This window comes from Mycolicibacterium austroafricanum (assembly GCF_902705885.1).
In the GTDB taxonomy this organism is placed as follows: domain Bacteria; phylum Actinomycetota; class Actinomycetes; order Mycobacteriales; family Mycobacteriaceae; genus Mycobacterium; species Mycobacterium vanbaalenii_A.
Genome location: NZ_CACSIP010000042.1, coordinates 36488 through 53933, shown reverse-complemented (window position 1 = coordinate 53933; position 17446 = coordinate 36488). Strand labels below are relative to the sequence as shown.

Here is a 17446-nt window from a genome sequence, read left to right as displayed (position 1 = left end):
CGCCANCACCGCCCCCGGAGACCATCACAGTCACCGAGGAGCCGCCACCACCACCTCCACCGGTCGCCGAGCCACCGCCTCCGCCACCGGTCACCGAGGAGCCGCCGCCACCNCCACCGACGACGACCACGCGCGCCGGTCCACGGCAGGTGACCTACTCCGTCACCGGAACCAAGGCGCCGGGTGACATCATCTCCGTCACCTACATCGACGCGTCCGGTCGCAGCCGCACCCAGCGCAACGTCTACATTCCCTGGTCGCTGACCGTCACCCCGATCTCGCAGTCCGAGGTCGGTTCCGTGCAGGCGTCCAGCCTCTTCCTGGTCAGCAGGCTCAACTGCTCGATCACCACGAGCGACGGCGAAGTGCTGTCGTCGAACACCAACAACGCTGCACAGACCAGTTGTTAGGCAGACCACACCACTGATGACATACCTCGCCGACACCGCTGACCGCTCGGGACCGGGTCCCGCGCTTGATCTCTCGGCACTGGACCGAGTCGACCGAATCCTGCTCGGCTGCGCCGCGGCGGCCTGGTTGGGAGCACTGGGGGCCGGGGTGGCCGCGACGGTCGCCCTGGTGGACCTATCCCGCGGCGCCACCACGTCCGGCGCCGACTCGGGTACCCCGTGGGTGCTCTACACCGTGATCGGGATCTCCGCCGTGGTGATCGTCGCGGCGGTGCCGCTGCTGCTGCGGGCGCGCCGTACCGCCGGTGAGGATTCCACGCCCGACCCGCGGCCCGAGCCTGACGCGCCGCCGCCGCAGACCCCGTTACGACGCGCCGAGGCGCCGACCGAGAAGTTCCGCGCGCCGGCCACCGTCGAACCCAGTCGCGCGTTGCCGGGAGTCCTCGGTTCGGCCGCCGCCACCGCCCCGGACGTCGACCGGGTGTGGCTGCGGTGCACGGCGGCCCTCGTGTGCGCGATGGGCGTCGCGACGCTGCTGACCGCGGTGTCGACCTACCTGATGGCCGTCGACACCGACACCGTTGCCTGGGTCGTCTACGGCGTCGCCGGGGCGGTCACGCTGGCGATGCTGGCCATCCCGTGGCATTTTCTGCGTGAACTGCGCGCGCTCCTCGACTGATTCGTCTGACAGCAAAAAAAACACCGGATCCGCGTCGCGGATCCGGTGTTTTCTTCCGATGTGCCTGTCAGTGGTGCCCGTTGGAACCGTTGGACGAGCCGTTGGAATGCCCGTTGCGATCCTGGTGTTCCCGCAACGCGGTCAGTGCCCGCCGCTCCGAGCTGTGCGCGGCCTCGGTGAGCGCCTCGTGCTCGGAGAGCGGATCCCCGTAGAGGAAGCTGCCGGTGCCCGGGGCACCTGCGGAGCCGAGCTTGTTCATCCGCTTGGGCAGCGCCGCGCCCTGGTACTCCAGTGGAATCGGGTGGCCGTGTTCGTCCACGGGTCCCAGCGGCTGATGCAGTTCCACATAAGCACCGTGGGGGAGCCGCTTGATGATGCCGGTCTCGATCCCGTGCTCGAGGACCGCACGGTCGCTGCGCTGCAACGCCACCGCCCAGCGGTAGGTGACGAAGTAGACGATCGCCGGCAGCACCACCATGGCGATGCGCCCGATCCAGGTGGTCGCGTTGAGAGAGATGTGGAACTTCAGCGCAATGATGTCGTTCATGCACGCGAACGTCAGCAGGATGTAGAACGAGATCGCCGCTGCGCCCACCGCAGTCCGCGTCGGGGCATCCCGGGGGCGCTGCAACAGGTTGTGGTGCGCATCGTCGCCGGAGAACTTCTTCTCCAGGAAGGGGTAGGCGATCAGCAGTGCGAAGATCACACCCATCCCTACCGCGACCCACACGCCCTGCGGAATGGTGTGACCCCAGAAGTAGAACTCCCAGGCCGGCCACAACCGGATCAGACCGTCGGTCCACATCATGTAGAAGTCCGGCTGGCTGCCCGCCGAGATCTGGGACGGCTTGTACGGGCCGATCGTCCAGATCGGGTTGATCTGCAGCAGACCGCCCATCAGGCCCAGGATGCCGACGGTGACGGCGAAGAACGCACCGGACTTCACCGCGAACACCGGCATGACTCGGACGCCGACGACGTTGGTTTCGGTGCGGCCGGGTCCGGGGAACTGGGTGTGCTTCTGGAACCACACCAGCGCCAGGTGCACGCCGATGAGGGCCAGGATGATGCCGGGGATGAGCAGGATGTGCAGCGCGTACAACCTCGGGATGATGATCTCGCCGGGGAAGTCACCGCCGAACAGTGCCCAGTGCATCCAGGTGCCGACCACCGGTATGCCCATCGTGATGCCCGAGAACGCGGCCCGCAGCCCGGTGCCGGAGAGCAGGTCGTCGGGCAGCGAGTAGCCGAAGAAGCCCTCGAACATCGCCAGGATCAGCAGCAGCGAGCCGATCACCCAGTTGGCTTCGCGCGGACGGCGGAATGCGCCGGTGAAGAAGATGCGGGCCAGGTGCACCATGATCGACGCCGCGAACAGCAAAGCGGCCCAGTGGTGGACCTGACGAACGAACAGTCCACCGCGGATCTCGAAGCTGATCTCCAGTGCGGTCTCGTAGGCGCGCGACATCTGTACGCCGCGCAACGGCTGGTACACCCCGTCGTAGGTGACGTGCGCCATCGACGGGTCGAAGAACAACGTCAGCCAGACCCCGGTGAGGAGCAGCACGATGAAGCTGTACAGCGCGATCTCACCCAGCAGGAACGACCAGTGGGTGGGGAACACCTTGTTCAGCTGCCGGCGCACCGCGGCCGACGGGTGATATCGCGAATCGATCGCATCGCCTTGTTTGGCGGCGATCTCGGCCATGTTCGGTCGTGGGCTCATGACGTGCGCTCCCAGAATGCCGGTCCGACGGGTTCGATGAAGTCGCCGTTGGCGACCAAATAGCCGTCCTGGTCGATGGTAATCGGCAGCTGCGCCAGGGCGCGGGCCGCCGGACCGAAGATGGGCTTGGCAAAATGCAGCGCGTCGAACTGCGACTGGTGGCAGGGGCAGAGGATGCGGTAGGTCTGCTGCTCGTAGAGCGAGGACGGACAGCCCAGGTGTGAGCACACCTTCGTGTAGGCGAACAGCTCACCGAAGTTGAAGCTCTCCTGGCCCTGACGCTTGACCACCCGCTTCATGTCGCTGGGCCGGATGCGGATCAGCATGACGGGGTTGCGCACCCCCATCGAGATCTCGAACAGGTGATGCTCGGACTCGACCGTGGTGCCGTCACCGTCGGACTCGCGCCACGGGAACACCGTTTCCATGCCGCCGGCGTCGATGTCCTCCGGTCGCATCTTGACGAACGGTGACTCGCCGGGATTGCCGGTGGCCCGCGCCAGGAAGATGGTCTCGCGCTCGAACCGCGGGGTCCATCCCGACGTCCACAGCACGGCCTTCATCCCGTCGGCTGTCGGCACCACCGGCTTCCACGGGTTCTTGATCAGACCACCGACGAACGCCACCAGCGTGCCCACCCCGAAGGCGCCGAACCCGATGCCGAGGCTGAGCCCGATCATCTTGCGGCGCTTGAGCGTTGAGGTGTCCAGCGCGTTGCCCAGGTTGGCCGCGACGGTCTTGCGGTGCAACTCGGGGGAGCTGCCGTCGTGGCGCTCCTGGATGGAGATCTCCTCCGGGATGAACTTCTTCTGGAAGAGCACCGCGCCGACACCGATGGCCAAGATCGACAGCCCGAAAGTGAGCCCGTAGAGCGGGGTCGCCAGCGTGTACAGGAACTCGCCTTCCGACCCGTAGGGCTGGTACTCCCAGGGCCAGAACAGGAACACCAGCAGCAACGCCAGCCCGGAGAAGCCGGCCAGCAGCAGCCAGTACGCCACCGTTCGTTCGGCGCGCTTCTCGGCTTTGGTGCCGGGTACCGGCCACCGGTCTTCCCGGTGGACGATCTCTACACCGTCGAGTTTCCCGCCGAGTTCCAGCAACTGCTGCTGGGACATCTCGGCGAGTTCGGCGTCGGTGGGCTGGCCCGGCACACCGGTCTGACCGGGTGTGTCGGTTCCCTTGAGGTCGTCGCGGTCCTCACTCATGCCCGTGCTCCGATCCAGAGGGCGGCCGCGATGATGGCCACCATTCCGACGATCCACGCGACCATGCCCTCCGAGGTGGGGCCGAAACCGCCCAGCCCGAGACCGCCGGGGGTCGGGGTCGCGGACGCCTCGCGGACGTAGGCCACGATGTCGCGCTTGGCATCCGGTGTCAGCTGCCGGTCGGAGAACTTGGGCATGTTCTGTGGACCGGTGAGCATCGCGGTGTAGATCTGCGCCTCGGTCGCGTTACCGAGATCCGGCGCGTACTTGCCCGACGACAGCGCGCCGCCCTTCCCGGTGAAGTTGTGGCAGGAGGCGCAGTTCAGGCGGAACAGGTCACCGCCACGGGCGACGTCGTTTCCGATCAGGGACTGCGAGGCGACGCTGCCGTCCTCGTCCCGGGGAACCACCGGGCCGCCCCCGTTGGCCTGGATGTAGGCGCCGAGCGCGTCGGTCTGGGCCTCGTCGAAGTGCGGCGGCTTCTGCGGTGCCTGCGCCTCGCCCCGCATCGCCGGCATCCGGCCGGTCGACACCTGGAAGTAGACGGCGGCTTCGCCGACACCGATGAGGCTGGGGCCGCGGTCGGCGACACCCTGCAGGTTGACGCCGTGGCAGGTGACGCACGACGTGTCGTAGAGCTCCTGCCCGGTGCGCAGCAGCGCCGAGGCCGACTCGTCGGCGACGGCCACCTGCGGTGACGGTGTGAGGGTCGCCGCCAGGCCACCGGCGACGGTCAGTCCGGTCAGCAGCAGCACTGCTGCTGAGAGGCGCCGGCGTAGCCGGCGACGCCTGATTGTCGCCGGCTGCCCGGCTCCGCGGGCCTTGGTGGTCATCGAACCCCTTCTCATCGGCTGGGTCTGAGAGATCGGTTGCTCTGGGGAGGCGCCTGCCGTCATGCGACTCATCGCACGAAGTAGATGACGGCGAACAGGGCGATCCACACGATGTCGACGAAGTGCCAGTAGTAGGACACGACGATCGCGGCAGTGGCCTGTGCGGGGGTGAACTTGCTCAACCGGGTGCGGACCAGCAGCAGCACGAAAGCGATGAGGCCGCCGATGACGTGCAGGCCGTGGAAACCGGTGGCCAGGTAGAAGACGGTGCCGTAGGCACTGCCGGCGATGGTGGTGCCGGTCTCGACCAGGTGCAGGTATTCATAGCCCTGACCGAGCACGAAGAACAGGCCCATCGCGAAGGTGAGGGTGTACCACCGGCGCAGGCCGAAGACGTCACCGCGTTCGGCGGCGAAGACGCCCATCTGGCAGGTGAACGACGACGCGATCAGCACCAGCGTCACCGGCACTGCGAGCGCGAGGTTCAACTCGGTGGGCTCCGGCGGCCAGTCACCACCGGCCTGGGCGCGCGCGGTGAAATACATCGCGAACAGGCCGGCAAAGAACATCAGCTCACTGGAAAGCCACACGATCGTGCCGACACTCACCATGTTCGGCCGGTTCAGCGAATGCACCCGAGATGTGATGGCCGTTCCCGAGGTCCCTACAGCGCTCGTCACAGAAGCAAGTATGACGCTTTGTAGTTGTCGAACTCCACCCGGGTGCAGCAATTCGTCATAATCTTTCGGTGACTTCTTCTGCGCCCAACCTCCCGTCCTCGCACAACCCGGCGGGTGTCACTCCGACATGGCCGCTGATCCTCGGCAGATTGACCACAGGTCAGTCGCTTGCACCCGGTCAGGCGGCCTGGGCGATGGACCAGATCATGACGGGCAGCGCCACCCCCGCCCAGATCGCCGCGTTCGGCGTGTCGATGAAGATGAAGCGTCCGACGTCGGCCGAGGTCACCGAACTGGCCGAGATCATGCTCAAACACGCTCGGCGGGTGCCGACGGACACCATCGGCACGGCGACGGTGGACGTGGTGGGTACCGGCGGTGACGGCGCCAACACCGTGAACCTGTCCACGATGGCGGCCATCGTGGTGGCCGCGGCGGGTGTGCCGGTGGTCAAGCACGGCAACCGGGCAGCGTCGTCGCTGTCGGGGGGCGCCGACACGCTCGAGGCGCTCGGGGTCCGGATCGATCTGGGACCCGACGAGGTCGCCCGCAGCGTGGCCGAGGTGGGCATCGGGTTCGCGTTCGCACCGCAGTTCCACCCTTCCTACAAGCACGCCGGGGTGGTGCGGCGTGAGATCGGCGTCCCGACGGTGTTCAACCTTCTCGGCCCGCTGACGAACCCGGCCGGCCCCAGGGCCGGGCTGATCGGGTGCGCGTGGGGTGACCTGGCCGAGGTGATGGCCGGCGTGTTCGCCACCCGCGGATCGAGTGTTCTGGTGGTGCACGGCGACGACGGTCTCGACGAACTGACTACGACGACGACCAGCACAATCTGGCGGGTGCAGGCCGGCACTGTCGAGAGGTTGACGTTCGACCCGGCCGCGTTCGGGTTCGAGCGAGCGGAGATCTCCGCCCTGGTCGGCGGCGACGCCGAAGCGAATGCGGCCGAGGCCAGGGCGGTGCTGGGCGGAGCGAGAGGGCCGGTGCGCGACGCGGTCGTGCTCAACGCCGCGGGTGCCTTGGTCGCGCACGCCGGGCTATCCAGCGACGCCAAGTGGGTTCCGGCGTGGGAGTCCGGCCTGGCCAGGGCCGCTGAGGCGATCGACTCCGGGGCGGCCGAACAACTGCTCGCGCGTTGGGCGCGATTCACCCAACAGTTGTGAGTCGGCGAGCTGTGCGGTGGTCTGTTCAGCGGCCAGACGGGCCGAGCGGGCCGTAGCCGACCAGTGGGCCCAGCGCCCGGCCGCACCGACCGGCGAGCAGTAGCCCGCCTCGGTGCGCACGATCCGGACGCCGGGCTGGGCCAACCAGCGGGTGATCAGCGCCGTCTCCTCGACCAGCGCACCGCCCAGTGGGCCCGCACCGGGCAGCACGGACTGCGCTGCGGCGCACAGCGCGTCCACCACCGGCATCGGCGGCACGCCCCTGGGGGCCACGCCGGCGGCGGCCAGTTGGCCGTGCCGGATCACCGCGAGGTGCCAGCCGCGGGCCCCGTCGGGCTTGGCCGCCACCAGCTCCGGAACGGATGCCAGCGCTCGTAGCCGTTGGCCGCGCCACAGCACGTCGATCGTGGCGGCGACGTGGTCGCGCAGCCGGGCGGCCGTCTCGTAACGGTTGCGCCCGGCCAGGTCGGCGATGTGAGAGAGCGCCGCCTCCAGTGGACCGGTGTCGTGGCCGTCGATCAATGCGAGCGCAGCCCGGGGCGCGGCCGCGTACTCCTCGGCGCCGACGCCGCGGGCGGCCGGGCAAGGTGAGACCTCGCGTTCGGGGCAGGACGGGCCGTGCAGTGCCGACCGGCCCAACCGGTTCGTGCAATCCCGCACCCCGGTGAACCGGGCCATCAGCGCCGCAGCCTCCAAGGCGTCGGCGCGAGACCGGAAAGGCCCGACGGCGCTGCCGCAGCGGGGCGTACGAACCGCCGAGAACCGGGGGAAGGCTTCGTCTGTCAGCTGCACCCACCACCAGCGCTGGGGGAACTTGGACCGACGGTTGTACGGGGGCGCGTGGGCGGCCAGCAGTCGAAGTTCCCGGACGCCGGCCTCCAGCTCGTGTGCGCACTCGACGTGGTCGACCGCCGTGGCCAGCGACGCCATCTCCTTGATTCGGGTTCTCGGGTCGGCACCGTTGAAGTACTGCGACACCCGCCGCCGCAGGTCGACCGCGGTGCCCACATAGAGCACCTCGGCCGAGGGCCCCCGGAACAGGTACACGCCGGGAGTTCTCGGCAGGGCGTGGGCGAGGTGGCGCTTGCTGCGCTGGGCCGGGGTGACATCCGGCAGATACGACCGCAGCTCGGCGTAGGTGTGCACACCCTGGTTGCCGACGCGTTCGATCAGCCCGTGCAGGACGTCGACGGTGGCCCGGGCGTCTTCGAGTGCGCGGTGGTTGGGTGTGGTCGAGGCGCCGAACAGCGCGGCGAGCGCGCCCAAGCGCACGCTGGGCGCCTCGTCACGGGTGAGCACCCGCCGGGCCAACCGCACGGTGCACAGCACCGGCGGCTTGGGCCACGGAAAACGACCGCGTTCGGCCGCAGCGCGCAGGAACCCGATGTCGAACCCGGCGTTGTGGGCGACCAGCACCGCGCCCCGGCAGAACTCGAGAAACGACGGAAGCACGTGGTCGATCGTCGGTGCGTCGTAGACCATCGCCGACGTGATCCCGGTCAACGCGACGATCTGGGGCGGGATGGCCCGACCCGGGTCGACCAGGGTGGCGAACTCACCCAGGACCTCACCACCGCGGACCTTCACCGCGCCGATCTCGGTGATCGCGTCGGCCCGGTCGCCGGTGGGCCGGCCACCGGTGGTCTCGAGATCGACGACCACGAAGGTGGTTTCTCTCAGCGTCGGGTCGGCGAGCGGATCGACGTCCGCAAAGCTCAGCTGACCCATGCGCCGAAGGTAAGCGCCGGCACCGACATTCACCGACAACCTCCGCGGTTCCATCGCATGTCGGCTTCGCGATCGCTGCGGCGCGGACTTGTCGGTACCGCTCTATACCGTGCGGAAGACTCCGATCGAGAGGACGGGTGCGATGGCACAGGAACAGCGGCCGCCGGGTGATGGATCCGGCCCGGACAGCGACACCGGGACGGTGACGATCGACTGCGATGACTGCGCGGTGCGCGGTTCCGGCTGTCAGGACTGTGTCGTCAGCGTGTTGCTCGGCGTGCCCGAAACTTTGCTGGTGGACGAGCGTCGGGCGCTGGAGGTTCTGGCTGACGTGGGGCTGGCCCCGAGATTGCGGCTCGTCCCGATTCACCGGGAGAAGGGCACCGGAGTTGCCTGATGACACGCGCCCTCGCGGGCGTTGTGCCCATCACAGTCCCGCCTGTTAAATTTGCGTCTCCTGATGGACAAGGCCGATGCCGTTTCGTAACCTATCCGAGACCTAACAGTTAGTTCGAGGCGGCTCCGTACGGCAGTTGAAGGACGTAAATCTTGAGGCTCGTTCGCGCGCACAGCAGCACCCGTCGTTCTTGGCGACCCGTCATCGGTGCGATAGCCGGGCTTACCGTTCTCCTCTCGGTGATGATCGGACAGGCACAGGCTGACCCCGCTGACGACGCGCTGGCAAAGCTGACCGAACTGTCCCGGCAGGCTGAGCAGACCACCGAGGCCATGCACTCGGCGCAGTTCGATCTGGACAACAAACTCGAGGTCCAGCAGGCTGCGGAAGCCAAGCACGCCAGCGACATCGCGGCCGTCGAATCCGCCAGGGCCGAGCTCGCGGCGTTCCAGAACGCGGTGAACACGCTGGCCGCCGCCCAGTACATGGGCGGTCGCACCTCCGGTTTCGACGCCATGCTGACCGCCTCTTCGCCGCAGGGTCTGATCGAGCAGTTGTCCGTTCAGCGGGTGATGGCCCATGAGATGCAGTCCCAGATGGCGCGCCATCGCGAGCTGGGCCGGCAGACACAGCTGGCCGAGCAGGCGTCGGCCGCCTCGGCCGCCGAGGCCAAGACCGCAGCCGAGCAGGCCGCGGCCGTGCGCGCGGACCTGCAGTCCAAGCAGAGCCAGCTGCAGGTGCAGATCGCGGTGGTCAAGGCGCAGTACGAGTCGCTGACCCCGGTTCAGCGGGAGACGCTCGCCGCGATGCCGCCGCCACCTCCCGCGCCACCGGCAGCGGTGCCGCCTGGCGAGGATCCGGCCGTCCTGGCCGCGCCGCCCGCTCCCCAGCCCCTGCCCGACGTCCCGGGCGCGATCCCCCCGGGCGACATCGCACCTCCCGGCGCTCCGCACTCCGGCACGGTCATCCAGGCCGCGTTGAGCCGAGTCGGCTCTCCGTATTCGTGGGGCGGCTCGGGTCCGGGCGCATTCGACTGCTCCGGTCTGGTGATGTGGTCCTTCCAGCAGGCGGGTATCTCGCTGCCGCACTCCAGCCAGGCACTGGCCCGGGGCGGACAGCCGGTGTCGTCGGATCAGATGCAGCCCGGTGACCTCGTCACCTACTACTCCGACGCTTCACATGTCGGCATCTACATCGGCGACGGAATGATGGTGCACGCCTCGACCTACGGCACACCGGTGCGAGTCGCCCCGGTGCACAATGCGCCGATCCACAACGTCCGGCGTTACTGACACGGCCCGCGCGGCAGACCGCCGCCGGTTGGGCGCGGTTCTCGGCGCCGAGCTGATCTGCGCGGTGTTGCTGGTGGGAGGGTCCCAGACCGTACCCGCCGGGCCTGCCGACGCCGCGCCGTCTGTCGCAGCGAACCCGTCACCATCGGCTGTCGCGCCGAGCGCTGCGGCTCGCACAGTGACCACGCCGGACGGCCGGATCACCCAGCTGATCGACCTTGGTGCCCCCGGTGGCGCGGCGCTGCTGGACCGCATCGGTGCGCAGCTGCCCGGTGCCACGGCCGCCGTCACCGCATTCTGGGGCGAGAACTGGCCCAGGGAACTCGACATCGTCGTCGCCGGTTCACCGCAACAGTTCGCAACCCTTGCCGGCGGTGGCACCGATGTCGCTGCGACGACAACCGTCGACCGGATCATGTTCTCTCCGGCCGCCGCCGCGATGACCGATGCCGACCTCCGGATCGTGCTGCGCCACGAGCTTTTCCACTACGCAGCGCGGTCCGAGACGGCGGCAGACGCGCCTGTTTGGCTCACCGAGGGCGTCGCCGACTTCGTCGGCAGGCCCGCGGCCGCGGTGCCGCCGCCGGTGGTGCCGGAGCTGCCCACCGATGCCGAGCTCGCTACCGCGGGTCCGGCCCGTTCGGCGGCATACGACCGGGCCTGGTCGTTCGCCTCCTACGTTGCCGACACCTATGGTGCCGACAGGCTGCGCACGCTCTACGTCGAGGCCTGCGGACCCGGCCATGCCGACATCGCCACCGCGGTGCGGGAGGCACTCGGAGCCGAGCTGTCCGCGGTGCTGCGCGGCTGGCGGCAATGGCGCGACAGTTGACGGGGCTGCGATGAGCCGGGTGCTGCTGGTCACCAACGACTTCCCGCCTCGCCGCGGCGGGATCCAGTCCTACCTCGAGGCTCTGGTCACCCATCTCACCGGTTCCGGGGCTTCAGGGGGGCACTCGCTGACCGTCTACGCGCCGAAGTGGAAGGGCGCGAGCGACTACGACACGGCCGCTGCAGAGGCCGGTTACGACGTCGTGCGTCACCCGGGGACCCTGATGGTGCCCGAACCGACGGTGGTGCTGCGGATGCGCCGCCTCATCGTCGAGCGGGACGTCGACACCGTGTGGTTCGGCGCCGCAGCGCCGTTGGCGCTGCTGAGCCCGTTCGCGCGGGCCGCGGGGGCCACCCGGGTCATCGCGAGCACCCACGGGCACGAGGTCGGCTGGTCGATGTTGCCGCTGGCTAGACAGGCGCTGCGGCGCATCGGGAACGACACCGACGTGGTGACCTACATCAGCTCCTACACCCGGGGACGGTTCGCCGCGGCGTTCGGGCCCGCGGCGGCGCTGGAGCACGTCCCGCCCGGTGTGGACGTCGACCGCTTCGTCCCCGACGAGGTGGCGCGGGCCGAGATGCGGGCCCGCTACCGACTCGGCGGGCGCCCGGTCGTGGTGTGTCTGTCGCGGCTGGTGCCGCGCAAGGGGCAGGACATGCTGATCCGGGCGCTGCCGGCGATCCGGGAGCGGGTGCCGGGCACGGCGCTGGTGATCGTCGGCGGGGGCCCGTACCGGACCACGCTGACCCGCCTCGCGCACAGCTTCGGGGTCGCCGAGCACGTGGTGTTCACCGGCAGCGTGCCCGGGGACGAGTTGCCCGCCCATCACGCCATGGCCGACGTCTTCGCGATGCCCTGTCGAACCCGCGGGGCCGGGCTGGACGTCGAAGGGCTGGGCATCGTCTACCTGGAGGCGTCGGCATCCGGCGTGCCCGTGGTGGCCGGCAGGTCCGGCGGCGCGCCGGAGACCGTGATCGACGGCCAGACCGGCACCGTTGTGGACGGCTGGGATGTCGGCGCGATCGCCGCTGCCGTCATCGATCTGCTCGCGGCGCCGCGGCACGCCGCGGAGATGGGCGCGGCGGGCCGCCGCTGGGTCGTCGACAACTGGCAGTGGCGCACCCAGGCGCAGCGGCTGGCCCGGCTGCTCTAGCCCTTCGCGTAGAGCGCCTCGATGTCGGCCGCGAACTTCTCGGCGACGACCTTGCGCTTGACCTTCAGGGTGGGTGTCAGCTCGCCGGTGTCCTCGGTGAAGTCGACCGGCAGAATGCGGAACTTGCGGATCTGCTCAGCCTTCGACACGGCCTGGTTGGCCTCCTTGACCGCCAACTCGATCTCCGAGCACAGGTCCGGATCGGTGGTCAGGTCGGACACCGAGGCGTCCGCGGCCTTGCCATGGCGTTCCTTCCAGCCGGGGAACGCCTCGGGGTCGATGGTGATCAGCGATGCGATGAACGGCTTCGCATCCCCGACGCACATCGCCTGACTGATCAGCGGGTGCGCGCGGAGCCGGTCCTCGAGCAACGCCGGAGCGACGTTCTTGCCGCCGGCGGTCACGATGATCTCCTTCTTGCGACCGACGATCGTCAGGAACCCGTCGTCGTCGATCGTGCCGAGGTCGCCGGTGTGGAACCAGTCCGAGGAGAACACCGCCTTCGTCTCCTCCTCGTTGCCCCAGTAGCCGCCGAACACCACGCCACCCTTGACCAGCAGCTCACCGTCGTCGCCCAACTTCATGCTGTTTCCGGGCAGCAGCTTGCCGACGGAGCCGACCTTCAGCTCGCCGACCCGGTTCACGGTGATCGCCGCGCTGGTCTCGGTGAGCCCGTAGCCCTCGTAGATGGACAGCCCGACACCGCGGTAGAAGTGACCCAACCGGGCGCCCAGCGGTGCGCCTCCGGAGATCGCGGCGTGGCAGTTGCCTCCGAGGGCGGCACGCAGCTTGCCGTAGACGAGCTTGTCGAAGAGCGCGTGCTTGAGCTTGAGCAGCAGGCCCGCGCCACCGCTGTCCTGGGCCTCGCTCCATTCGATCGCGGTGTCGGCCGCGATCTCGAAGATCTTGCCCTTTCCGTCGCTTTCGGCGTTCTGCTCGGCGGTGTTGTAGACCTTCTCGAACACCCGCGGTACCGACACCACGAGCGTCGGCTTGAACACCGCCAGCATCGGCACCAGGTTCTTGATGTCGCTGGTGAAGCCGAGCGTTACCCCGCCGGAGAAGGCGGCGACCGTCAGTGCGCGGGCCAGCACGTGGGCCAGCGGCAGGAACACCAGCAGTTTCTCGCCCTTGGCCAGGTGATCCGGGAAGCACGCCTTGGCGCCGCGGATCTCGTAGAGCAGGTTGGAGTGCGTCAGCTGACAGCCCTTGGGGCGCCCGGTCGTGCCCGAGGTGTAGATCAGGGTCGCGGGGTCGGCGGAGCGGATCGCGGCGAGGCGCTCGTCGACCGCAGTGGCTTCGACGTCGCGGCCGGCGTCGGCCAACTCGTCGAGACCCGCACCGTCGATGCAGTACACCTGGCGCAGCTGCGGCAACTGGTCTCGCAGCTGGTCGATCCGACCGACATGCGCGTCGGTCTCGGCGAAGGCCGCGACGGCGCCGGAGTCGGCCAGGACGAACTGCACCTGCTCGGTCGAGCTGGTCTCGTAGATCGGCACGGTCACCGCGCCGATCGACAAGATGGCGAAGTCCATTATCGGCCATTCGTAGCGGGTCGCGGACAGGATCGCGACGCGATCGCCGGGCTGGACCCCGTGGGCAATCAAACCGTTTGCCACAGAACGGATCTGATCAGCCGCCTGACGGCAGGTCACGTCGACCCAGGTGCCGTCGACGAGGCGCTGGAAGATCACGTGGTCGGGATCGTCGCGCTCGTGGGTGTAGACGGAGCTGACGATGTTGTCGTGCTCGCCGACGGTGAATGATGCGGGGACGCTGAACTCGCGCACGGTGGAGGCCCTCTCGTGATTCTCAGGCGGCTCGACAAAAGGTGTTGCCTTGTCCAGCCTAGTCGGCCGGGACCGGGCGACGTCCGCGATGTGTGAAGCTTGTCTGTCATGAACAGCATCCAGATCGCCGATGAGACCTTCATCGCGGCCGACCCGGCCGAGGTCGGCGAGGCCGTCGCCGACCCGGCGAGCTGGTCCCGGTGGTGGCCCGACCTGCGCCTGACGGTTGTCGAGGACCGGGGTGAGGTCGGACAGCGATGGACGGTGACCGGGGCGCTGACGGGCACGATGGAGATCTGGCTGGAAGAGACGCGTGACGGCCCCGATGGTGTGGTGCTGCACTATTTCCTGCATGCCGAGCCGTCGGGGGCTGCGGCGTGGCAACTGGCGAAGATGAACCTCGCCAAGATGAACCACCGGCGCCGCGTCGCCGGCAAGAACATGGCCTTCGAGGTGAAACACCGATTGGAGGCCGGACGCCCGGTCGGGGTGTCCCGGCTGGCCTGATGCCGCTCCCGGGTCGTGCCCCAATCGTGAGTACGGGGGCCATCCCCGGGACGGGAGGGTAGATTTTTGGCCAGCGACCAGACCGAGCGGGGAATGATTCAGTGGCGGACAAGACGGCGCAGACCATTTTCATCGATGCCGACCTTTCGACGGTGATGGATGTCATCGCCGACATCGGCTCCTACCCGGACTGGGTCGCCGAGTACAAGGAGGCCGAGGTTCTCGAGGCGGACGAGGCCGGTTACCCGAAGGTGGCCCGGCTGGTCCTGGATGCCGCGGTGCTCAAGGACACCATGGTCCTGGCCTACCAGTGGCCGGCCGACCGGGAGTCCGTGACATGGTCGCTGGTCTCGAGCAACTTGCTGAAGTCTCTGGAAGGTGCATATCGGCTGGCGCCCAAGGGATCTGGCACCGATGTCACCTACGAGCTGGCGGTCGATCTGATGATCCCGATGATCGGCCTGCTGAAAAGGAAGGCTGAACGACGCCTGACGGAAACCGCGTTGAAAGACCTCAAGAAACGAGTCGAGGCTGACTGAGGACAGGCACGCCGTCGACGCGGAGCGAACAGCCGGCAGCGCCCGGATCAGTCTGTTCGTCGGCAAGGGCGGCGTGGGGAAGTCGACGCTGGCGACCGCCACGGCAGTGCGCGCGGCGCGCGCCGGGATGCGGGTGCTGATCGTGTCCACCGACCAGGCGCATTCGACCGGTGACGTGTTGGGCACCACCATCATCCCCACCGGCAGGCGCGAGCCCACTCGGGTGCTCGCCGAACTGGACACCGCAGAATCGGGCGGTGGATCGCTGGACGCGCTCGCCCTCGACACCCTGGCGCTGCTGGCCGCGCGGTGGCGGGAGATCGCCGGACTGCTCTCCGAGAGGTTCCCGGACTCCGACGTCGGCGATATTGCGCCAGAAGAGCTTTCCGCGTTTCCGGGCGTGCAGGAGGTGCTCGGTCTGCACGAGGTCGGCGAACTCGCCGACTCCGGGCAGTGGGACCTCGTCGTCGTCGACTGTGCCTCGACCGCCGATGCGATGCGGATGCTGACGCTGCCCGCGACATTCGCGCTGTATCTTGAGCGCGCTTGGCCCAGGCACCGCCGGTTGTCCGGCGCTGACGACGCGCGCACCGCGGCTGTGGTGGGCCTGCTCGAGCGGATCAGCGTGGGCACCGAGCAGCTCGGCACCATGCTCACCGACTCAGCGAGGGTCAGCGCTCACCTGGTGATGACGGCCGAACGGGTGGTCGCCGCCGAGGCGGTCCGCACATTGGGCTCGCTGGCCCTGATGGGCGTGCAGGTGGCCGAGCTGATCGTCAACCAGCTTCTTGTCGAGGACGATTCGTTCGAGTACCACAACCTCCCCGAGCATCCGGCTTTCGACTGGTACGCCGAGCGCATCTCCGAGCAGCGGGTGGTGCTCGGAGAACTCGACCGCGTCATCGGAGACGTCGCGTTGGTCCTGGTGCCGCATCTGGCAGGCGAGCCGATCGGCGCGAAGGCGCTCGGCGAGCTGCTGGACTGCGCACGACGCCGGGACGGTGCACCGCCACCGGGTCCGCTGCGGCCGATCGTCGACCGTGAGTCCGGCAGTGGTCTGGACGCCGTCTACCGGCTGCGGTTGCAGCTACCGCAGGTGGACTCCTCTGCGCTGTCGTTGGGTAGGGTCGGGGACGACCTGATCATCGGCGTCGGTGGGATGCGGCGCCGGGTGCGGCTGGCGTCGGTGCTGCGGCGATGCATCGTCACCGATGCCGCGCTGCGTGGCACCGAGTTGACGGTGCGATTTCGACCGAACCCGGAGGTGTGGCCGGCTTGAGTGGCTCTCACTCCGAAATCGGGCCCGAACTGCGGCAACTCGCGCAGTCGATCCTCGATCGCCTTGATCCCGCGGTGCGCCTGGCCGCAGCCAGGGCACAGGCAGGCGGTCCCGGCAAGTGCGACCAGGTGTGGTGCCCGGTGTGCGCGCTTGCCGCGCTGATCTCCGGCGAGCAGCACCCACTGCTCAATGTGCTCGCCGAGCACAGCGTCGCACTGCTGACAGTGGTCAAGGCGATGGTCGAGAACCTCGATGGTGCGGCGACACCCCCGGATCCCGACGGCCCCCCGCCGGATGGTCAGCCGCCGCCCGACCCGGCCGGGCCGGTGGAGCCCGGTCACTATCAGCGCATCACGGTGATTGTGGAGGAGTGAGGCGCACATGTGGTCGGGCGCACAGACCCGTGGGTAAGGTTGTGCCAGAGCACCGTGCCGGCGGTCGGCCAACCCGACCGGCCCTGCGGTCGGGTGATGCGGAGGTTCCATGTGGTATTGGCTGTTCAAGTTCATCTTCATGGGGCCGCTGCTGTCGTTGCTGGGTCGCCCGAAAGTCGAAGGGCTCGAGCATGTCCCGCAGTCCGGAGCGGTGATCCTGGCGAGTAATCACCTGGCGGTGGCCGACAGCTTCTACAAGTGCCTGGTGGTGCGCCGCCGGATCACCTATCTGGCCAAGGCCGAGTACTTCACCGGCACCGGCGTGAAAGGTTGGTTCACCCGGTGGTTCTACACCGCGGCGGGCCAGGTTCCCATCGACCGTGCCGGTGCCGACGCCGCCCAGGACGCGCTGACCACCGCGGAGCGCATTCTCGAGCAGGGCAAGGTGCTGGGCATGTACCCGGAGGGCACCCGGTCTCCGGACGGACGGCTCTACAAGGGCAAGACCGGGTTGGCCCGGCTTGCGCTGGAGACCCAGGTCCCGGTGATCCCGGTCGCGATGATCGGAACCGACACCGTGAACCCGCCCGGCAGCAAGATGTGGCGGTTCGGCCGGGTGCATGTCAAGTTCGGCGAGCCGATGGACTTCAGTCGCTTCGAGGGCCTCGCCGGTAACCGGTTCATCGAACGGGCCGTCATCGACGAGGTGATGTACGAGCTGATGCAGCTGTCGGGCCAGGAGTACGTCGACCTCTACGCCGCCGACATCAAAGAGGGAAAAGCTGAGGGAGCTGTGAAGCCGCCGACACGGCTCCCCGAGGCAGCCGCCGGCTGAGCCGGCAGTTCAGCTGGAGCC

The 17446-nt window shown here is 68.5% G+C and carries 17 protein-coding genes and 1 pseudogene; 12 read left to right on the top strand and 6 right to left on the bottom strand.

The window, feature by feature from the left end; translation table 11 throughout:
- Nucleotides 1–410, top strand: a 410-nt coding sequence (locus BEMPMBAN_RS24505; RefSeq protein WP_234897678.1) for an MmpS family transport accessory protein, incomplete at its 5' end; no start/stop codon positions are given.
- 16 nt (nt 411–426) lie between these two features.
- Nucleotides 427–1089 carry a DUF2561 family protein gene (locus BEMPMBAN_RS24500; protein WP_159233861.1) on the top strand — a complete coding sequence of 221 codons (663 nt, stop codon included), beginning with the start codon at nt 427–429 and terminating at the stop codon, nt 1087–1089.
- A gap of 67 nt (nt 1090–1156) precedes the next feature.
- Here BEMPMBAN_RS24500 and qcrB read toward each other — a convergent pair whose 3' ends face one another.
- From qcrB to ctaE, 4 genes are all read right to left on the bottom strand, one after another.
- Nucleotides 1157–2815, bottom strand: coding sequence for a cytochrome bc1 complex cytochrome b subunit (qcrB, locus tag BEMPMBAN_RS24495; protein ID WP_159233860.1), 1659 nt, complete (start codon nt 2813–2815; stop codon nt 1157–1159).
- The gene (gene qcrA, locus BEMPMBAN_RS24490; protein WP_159233859.1) at nt 2812–4020 is read right to left on the bottom strand and encodes a cytochrome bc1 complex Rieske iron-sulfur subunit; all 1209 of its coding nucleotides are present in this window, start codon (nt 4018–4020) and stop codon (nt 2812–2814) included. The genes qcrB and qcrA overlap by 4 nt, the downstream gene beginning before the upstream one ends.
- Entirely contained in the window at nt 4017–4853 is an 837-nt protein-coding gene (gene qcrC / locus BEMPMBAN_RS24485) for a cytochrome bc1 complex diheme cytochrome c subunit (RefSeq protein ID WP_159233858.1), read from the bottom strand. Before qcrC ends, qcrA begins: the two co-directional genes overlap by 4 nt.
- Before the next feature lie 68 nt (nt 4854–4921).
- Nucleotides 4922–5533: an aa3-type cytochrome oxidase subunit III gene (gene ctaE / locus BEMPMBAN_RS24480; RefSeq protein WP_159233857.1), complete on the bottom strand. Its 612-nt coding sequence runs from the start codon at nt 5531–5533 to the stop codon at nt 4922–4924.
- Between the two features lie 68 nt (nt 5534–5601).
- Here ctaE and trpD point away from each other — a divergent pair, with 68 nt between their 5' ends.
- Nucleotides 5602–6696, top strand: a complete 1095-nt coding sequence (gene trpD / locus BEMPMBAN_RS24475; protein WP_159233856.1) for an anthranilate phosphoribosyltransferase — start codon at nt 5602–5604, stop codon at nt 6694–6696.
- On the opposite strand, the pseudogene BEMPMBAN_RS24470 reads toward trpD, so the two are convergent.
- Nucleotides 6634–8424 (bottom strand): annotated as a pseudogene (locus tag BEMPMBAN_RS24470) (DEDD exonuclease domain-containing protein); the annotation flags it as partial. The gene trpD and the pseudogene BEMPMBAN_RS24470 sit on opposite strands and share 63 nt — an antisense overlap.
- Nucleotides 8425–8566: 142 nt before the next feature.
- Here BEMPMBAN_RS24470 and BEMPMBAN_RS24465 point away from each other — a divergent pair.
- From BEMPMBAN_RS24465 to BEMPMBAN_RS24450, 4 genes are all read left to right on the top strand, one after another.
- The gene (locus BEMPMBAN_RS24465; RefSeq protein ID WP_159233854.1) at nt 8567–8821 is read left to right on the top strand and encodes a hypothetical protein; all 255 of its coding nucleotides are present in this window, start codon (nt 8567–8569) and stop codon (nt 8819–8821) included.
- Nucleotides 8822–8973: 152 nt separating this feature from the next.
- Nucleotides 8974–10113, top strand: coding sequence for a peptidoglycan hydrolase RipC (gene ripC / locus BEMPMBAN_RS24460; RefSeq protein WP_159233853.1), 1140 nt, complete (start codon nt 8974–8976; stop codon nt 10111–10113).
- Nucleotides 10082–10945: a peptidase gene (locus BEMPMBAN_RS24455; RefSeq protein WP_159233852.1), complete on the top strand. Its 864-nt coding sequence runs from the start codon at nt 10082–10084 to the stop codon at nt 10943–10945. Before ripC ends, BEMPMBAN_RS24455 begins: the two co-directional genes overlap by 32 nt.
- A gap of 10 nt (nt 10946–10955) precedes the next feature.
- A complete protein-coding gene (locus tag BEMPMBAN_RS24450) occupies nt 10956–12101 on the top strand; it encodes a glycosyltransferase family 4 protein (protein WP_159233851.1) in 1146 nt (381 codons plus the stop codon).
- Here the strand turns inward: BEMPMBAN_RS24450 and BEMPMBAN_RS24445 are convergent.
- The gene (locus BEMPMBAN_RS24445; RefSeq protein ID WP_159233850.1) at nt 12098–13891 is read right to left on the bottom strand and encodes an AMP-dependent synthetase/ligase; all 1794 of its coding nucleotides are present in this window, start codon (nt 13889–13891) and stop codon (nt 12098–12100) included. The genes BEMPMBAN_RS24450 and BEMPMBAN_RS24445 overlap by 4 nt on opposite strands.
- A 108-nt stretch (nt 13892–13999) precedes the next feature.
- On the opposite strand from BEMPMBAN_RS24445, the gene BEMPMBAN_RS24440 reads away from it, so the two are divergent.
- From BEMPMBAN_RS24440 to BEMPMBAN_RS24420, 5 genes are all read left to right on the top strand, one after another.
- Complete coding sequence (locus tag BEMPMBAN_RS24440) at nt 14000–14398, top strand: SRPBCC family protein (RefSeq protein WP_159233849.1); 399 nt, start codon at nt 14000–14002, stop codon at nt 14396–14398.
- A gap of 101 nt (nt 14399–14499) precedes the next feature.
- Nucleotides 14500–14937 (top strand): SRPBCC family protein, encoded by a 438-nt coding sequence (locus BEMPMBAN_RS24435; protein WP_159233848.1) that lies wholly within the window; start codon nt 14500–14502, stop codon nt 14935–14937.
- Nucleotides 14930–16216: an ArsA family ATPase gene (locus BEMPMBAN_RS24430; RefSeq protein ID WP_159233871.1), complete on the top strand. Its 1287-nt coding sequence runs from the start codon at nt 14930–14932 to the stop codon at nt 16214–16216. Before BEMPMBAN_RS24435 ends, BEMPMBAN_RS24430 begins: the two co-directional genes overlap by 8 nt.
- A complete protein-coding gene (locus tag BEMPMBAN_RS24425; protein ID WP_159233847.1) occupies nt 16213–16590 on the top strand; it encodes a hypothetical protein in 378 nt (125 codons plus the stop codon). The genes BEMPMBAN_RS24430 and BEMPMBAN_RS24425 overlap by 4 nt, the downstream gene beginning before the upstream one ends.
- 109 nt (nt 16591–16699) lie before the next feature.
- Nucleotides 16700–17425 (top strand): lysophospholipid acyltransferase family protein, encoded by a 726-nt coding sequence (locus BEMPMBAN_RS24420; RefSeq protein ID WP_159233846.1) that lies wholly within the window; start codon nt 16700–16702, stop codon nt 17423–17425.
- Nucleotides 17426–17446 lie beyond the last annotated feature (21 nt).

Coding starts and splice junctions, on each gene's coding strand:
- BEMPMBAN_RS24465 (WP_159233854.1), top strand. CDS start 8,567: ATGGCACAGGAACAGCGGCCGCCGGGTGATGGATCCGGCCCGGACAGC.
- BEMPMBAN_RS24440 (WP_159233849.1), top strand. CDS start 14,000: ATGAACAGCATCCAGATCGCCGATGAGACCTTCATCGCGGCCGACCCG.
- BEMPMBAN_RS24420 (WP_159233846.1), top strand. CDS start 16,700: ATGTGGTATTGGCTGTTCAAGTTCATCTTCATGGGGCCGCTGCTGTCG.
- qcrA (WP_159233859.1), bottom strand. CDS start 4,020: ATGAGTGAGGACCGCGACGACCTCAAGGGAACCGACACACCCGGTCAG.
- BEMPMBAN_RS24500 (WP_159233861.1), top strand. CDS start 427: ATGACATACCTCGCCGACACCGCTGACCGCTCGGGACCGGGTCCCGCG.
- BEMPMBAN_RS24455 (WP_159233852.1), top strand. CDS start 10,082: ATGCGCCGATCCACAACGTCCGGCGTTACTGACACGGCCCGCGCGGCA.
- BEMPMBAN_RS24450 (WP_159233851.1), top strand. CDS start 10,956: ATGAGCCGGGTGCTGCTGGTCACCAACGACTTCCCGCCTCGCCGCGGC.
- qcrC (WP_159233858.1), bottom strand. CDS start 4,853: ATGACCACCAAGGCCCGCGGAGCCGGGCAGCCGGCGACAATCAGGCGT.
- qcrB (WP_159233860.1), bottom strand. CDS start 2,815: ATGAGCCCACGACCGAACATGGCCGAGATCGCCGCCAAACAAGGCGAT.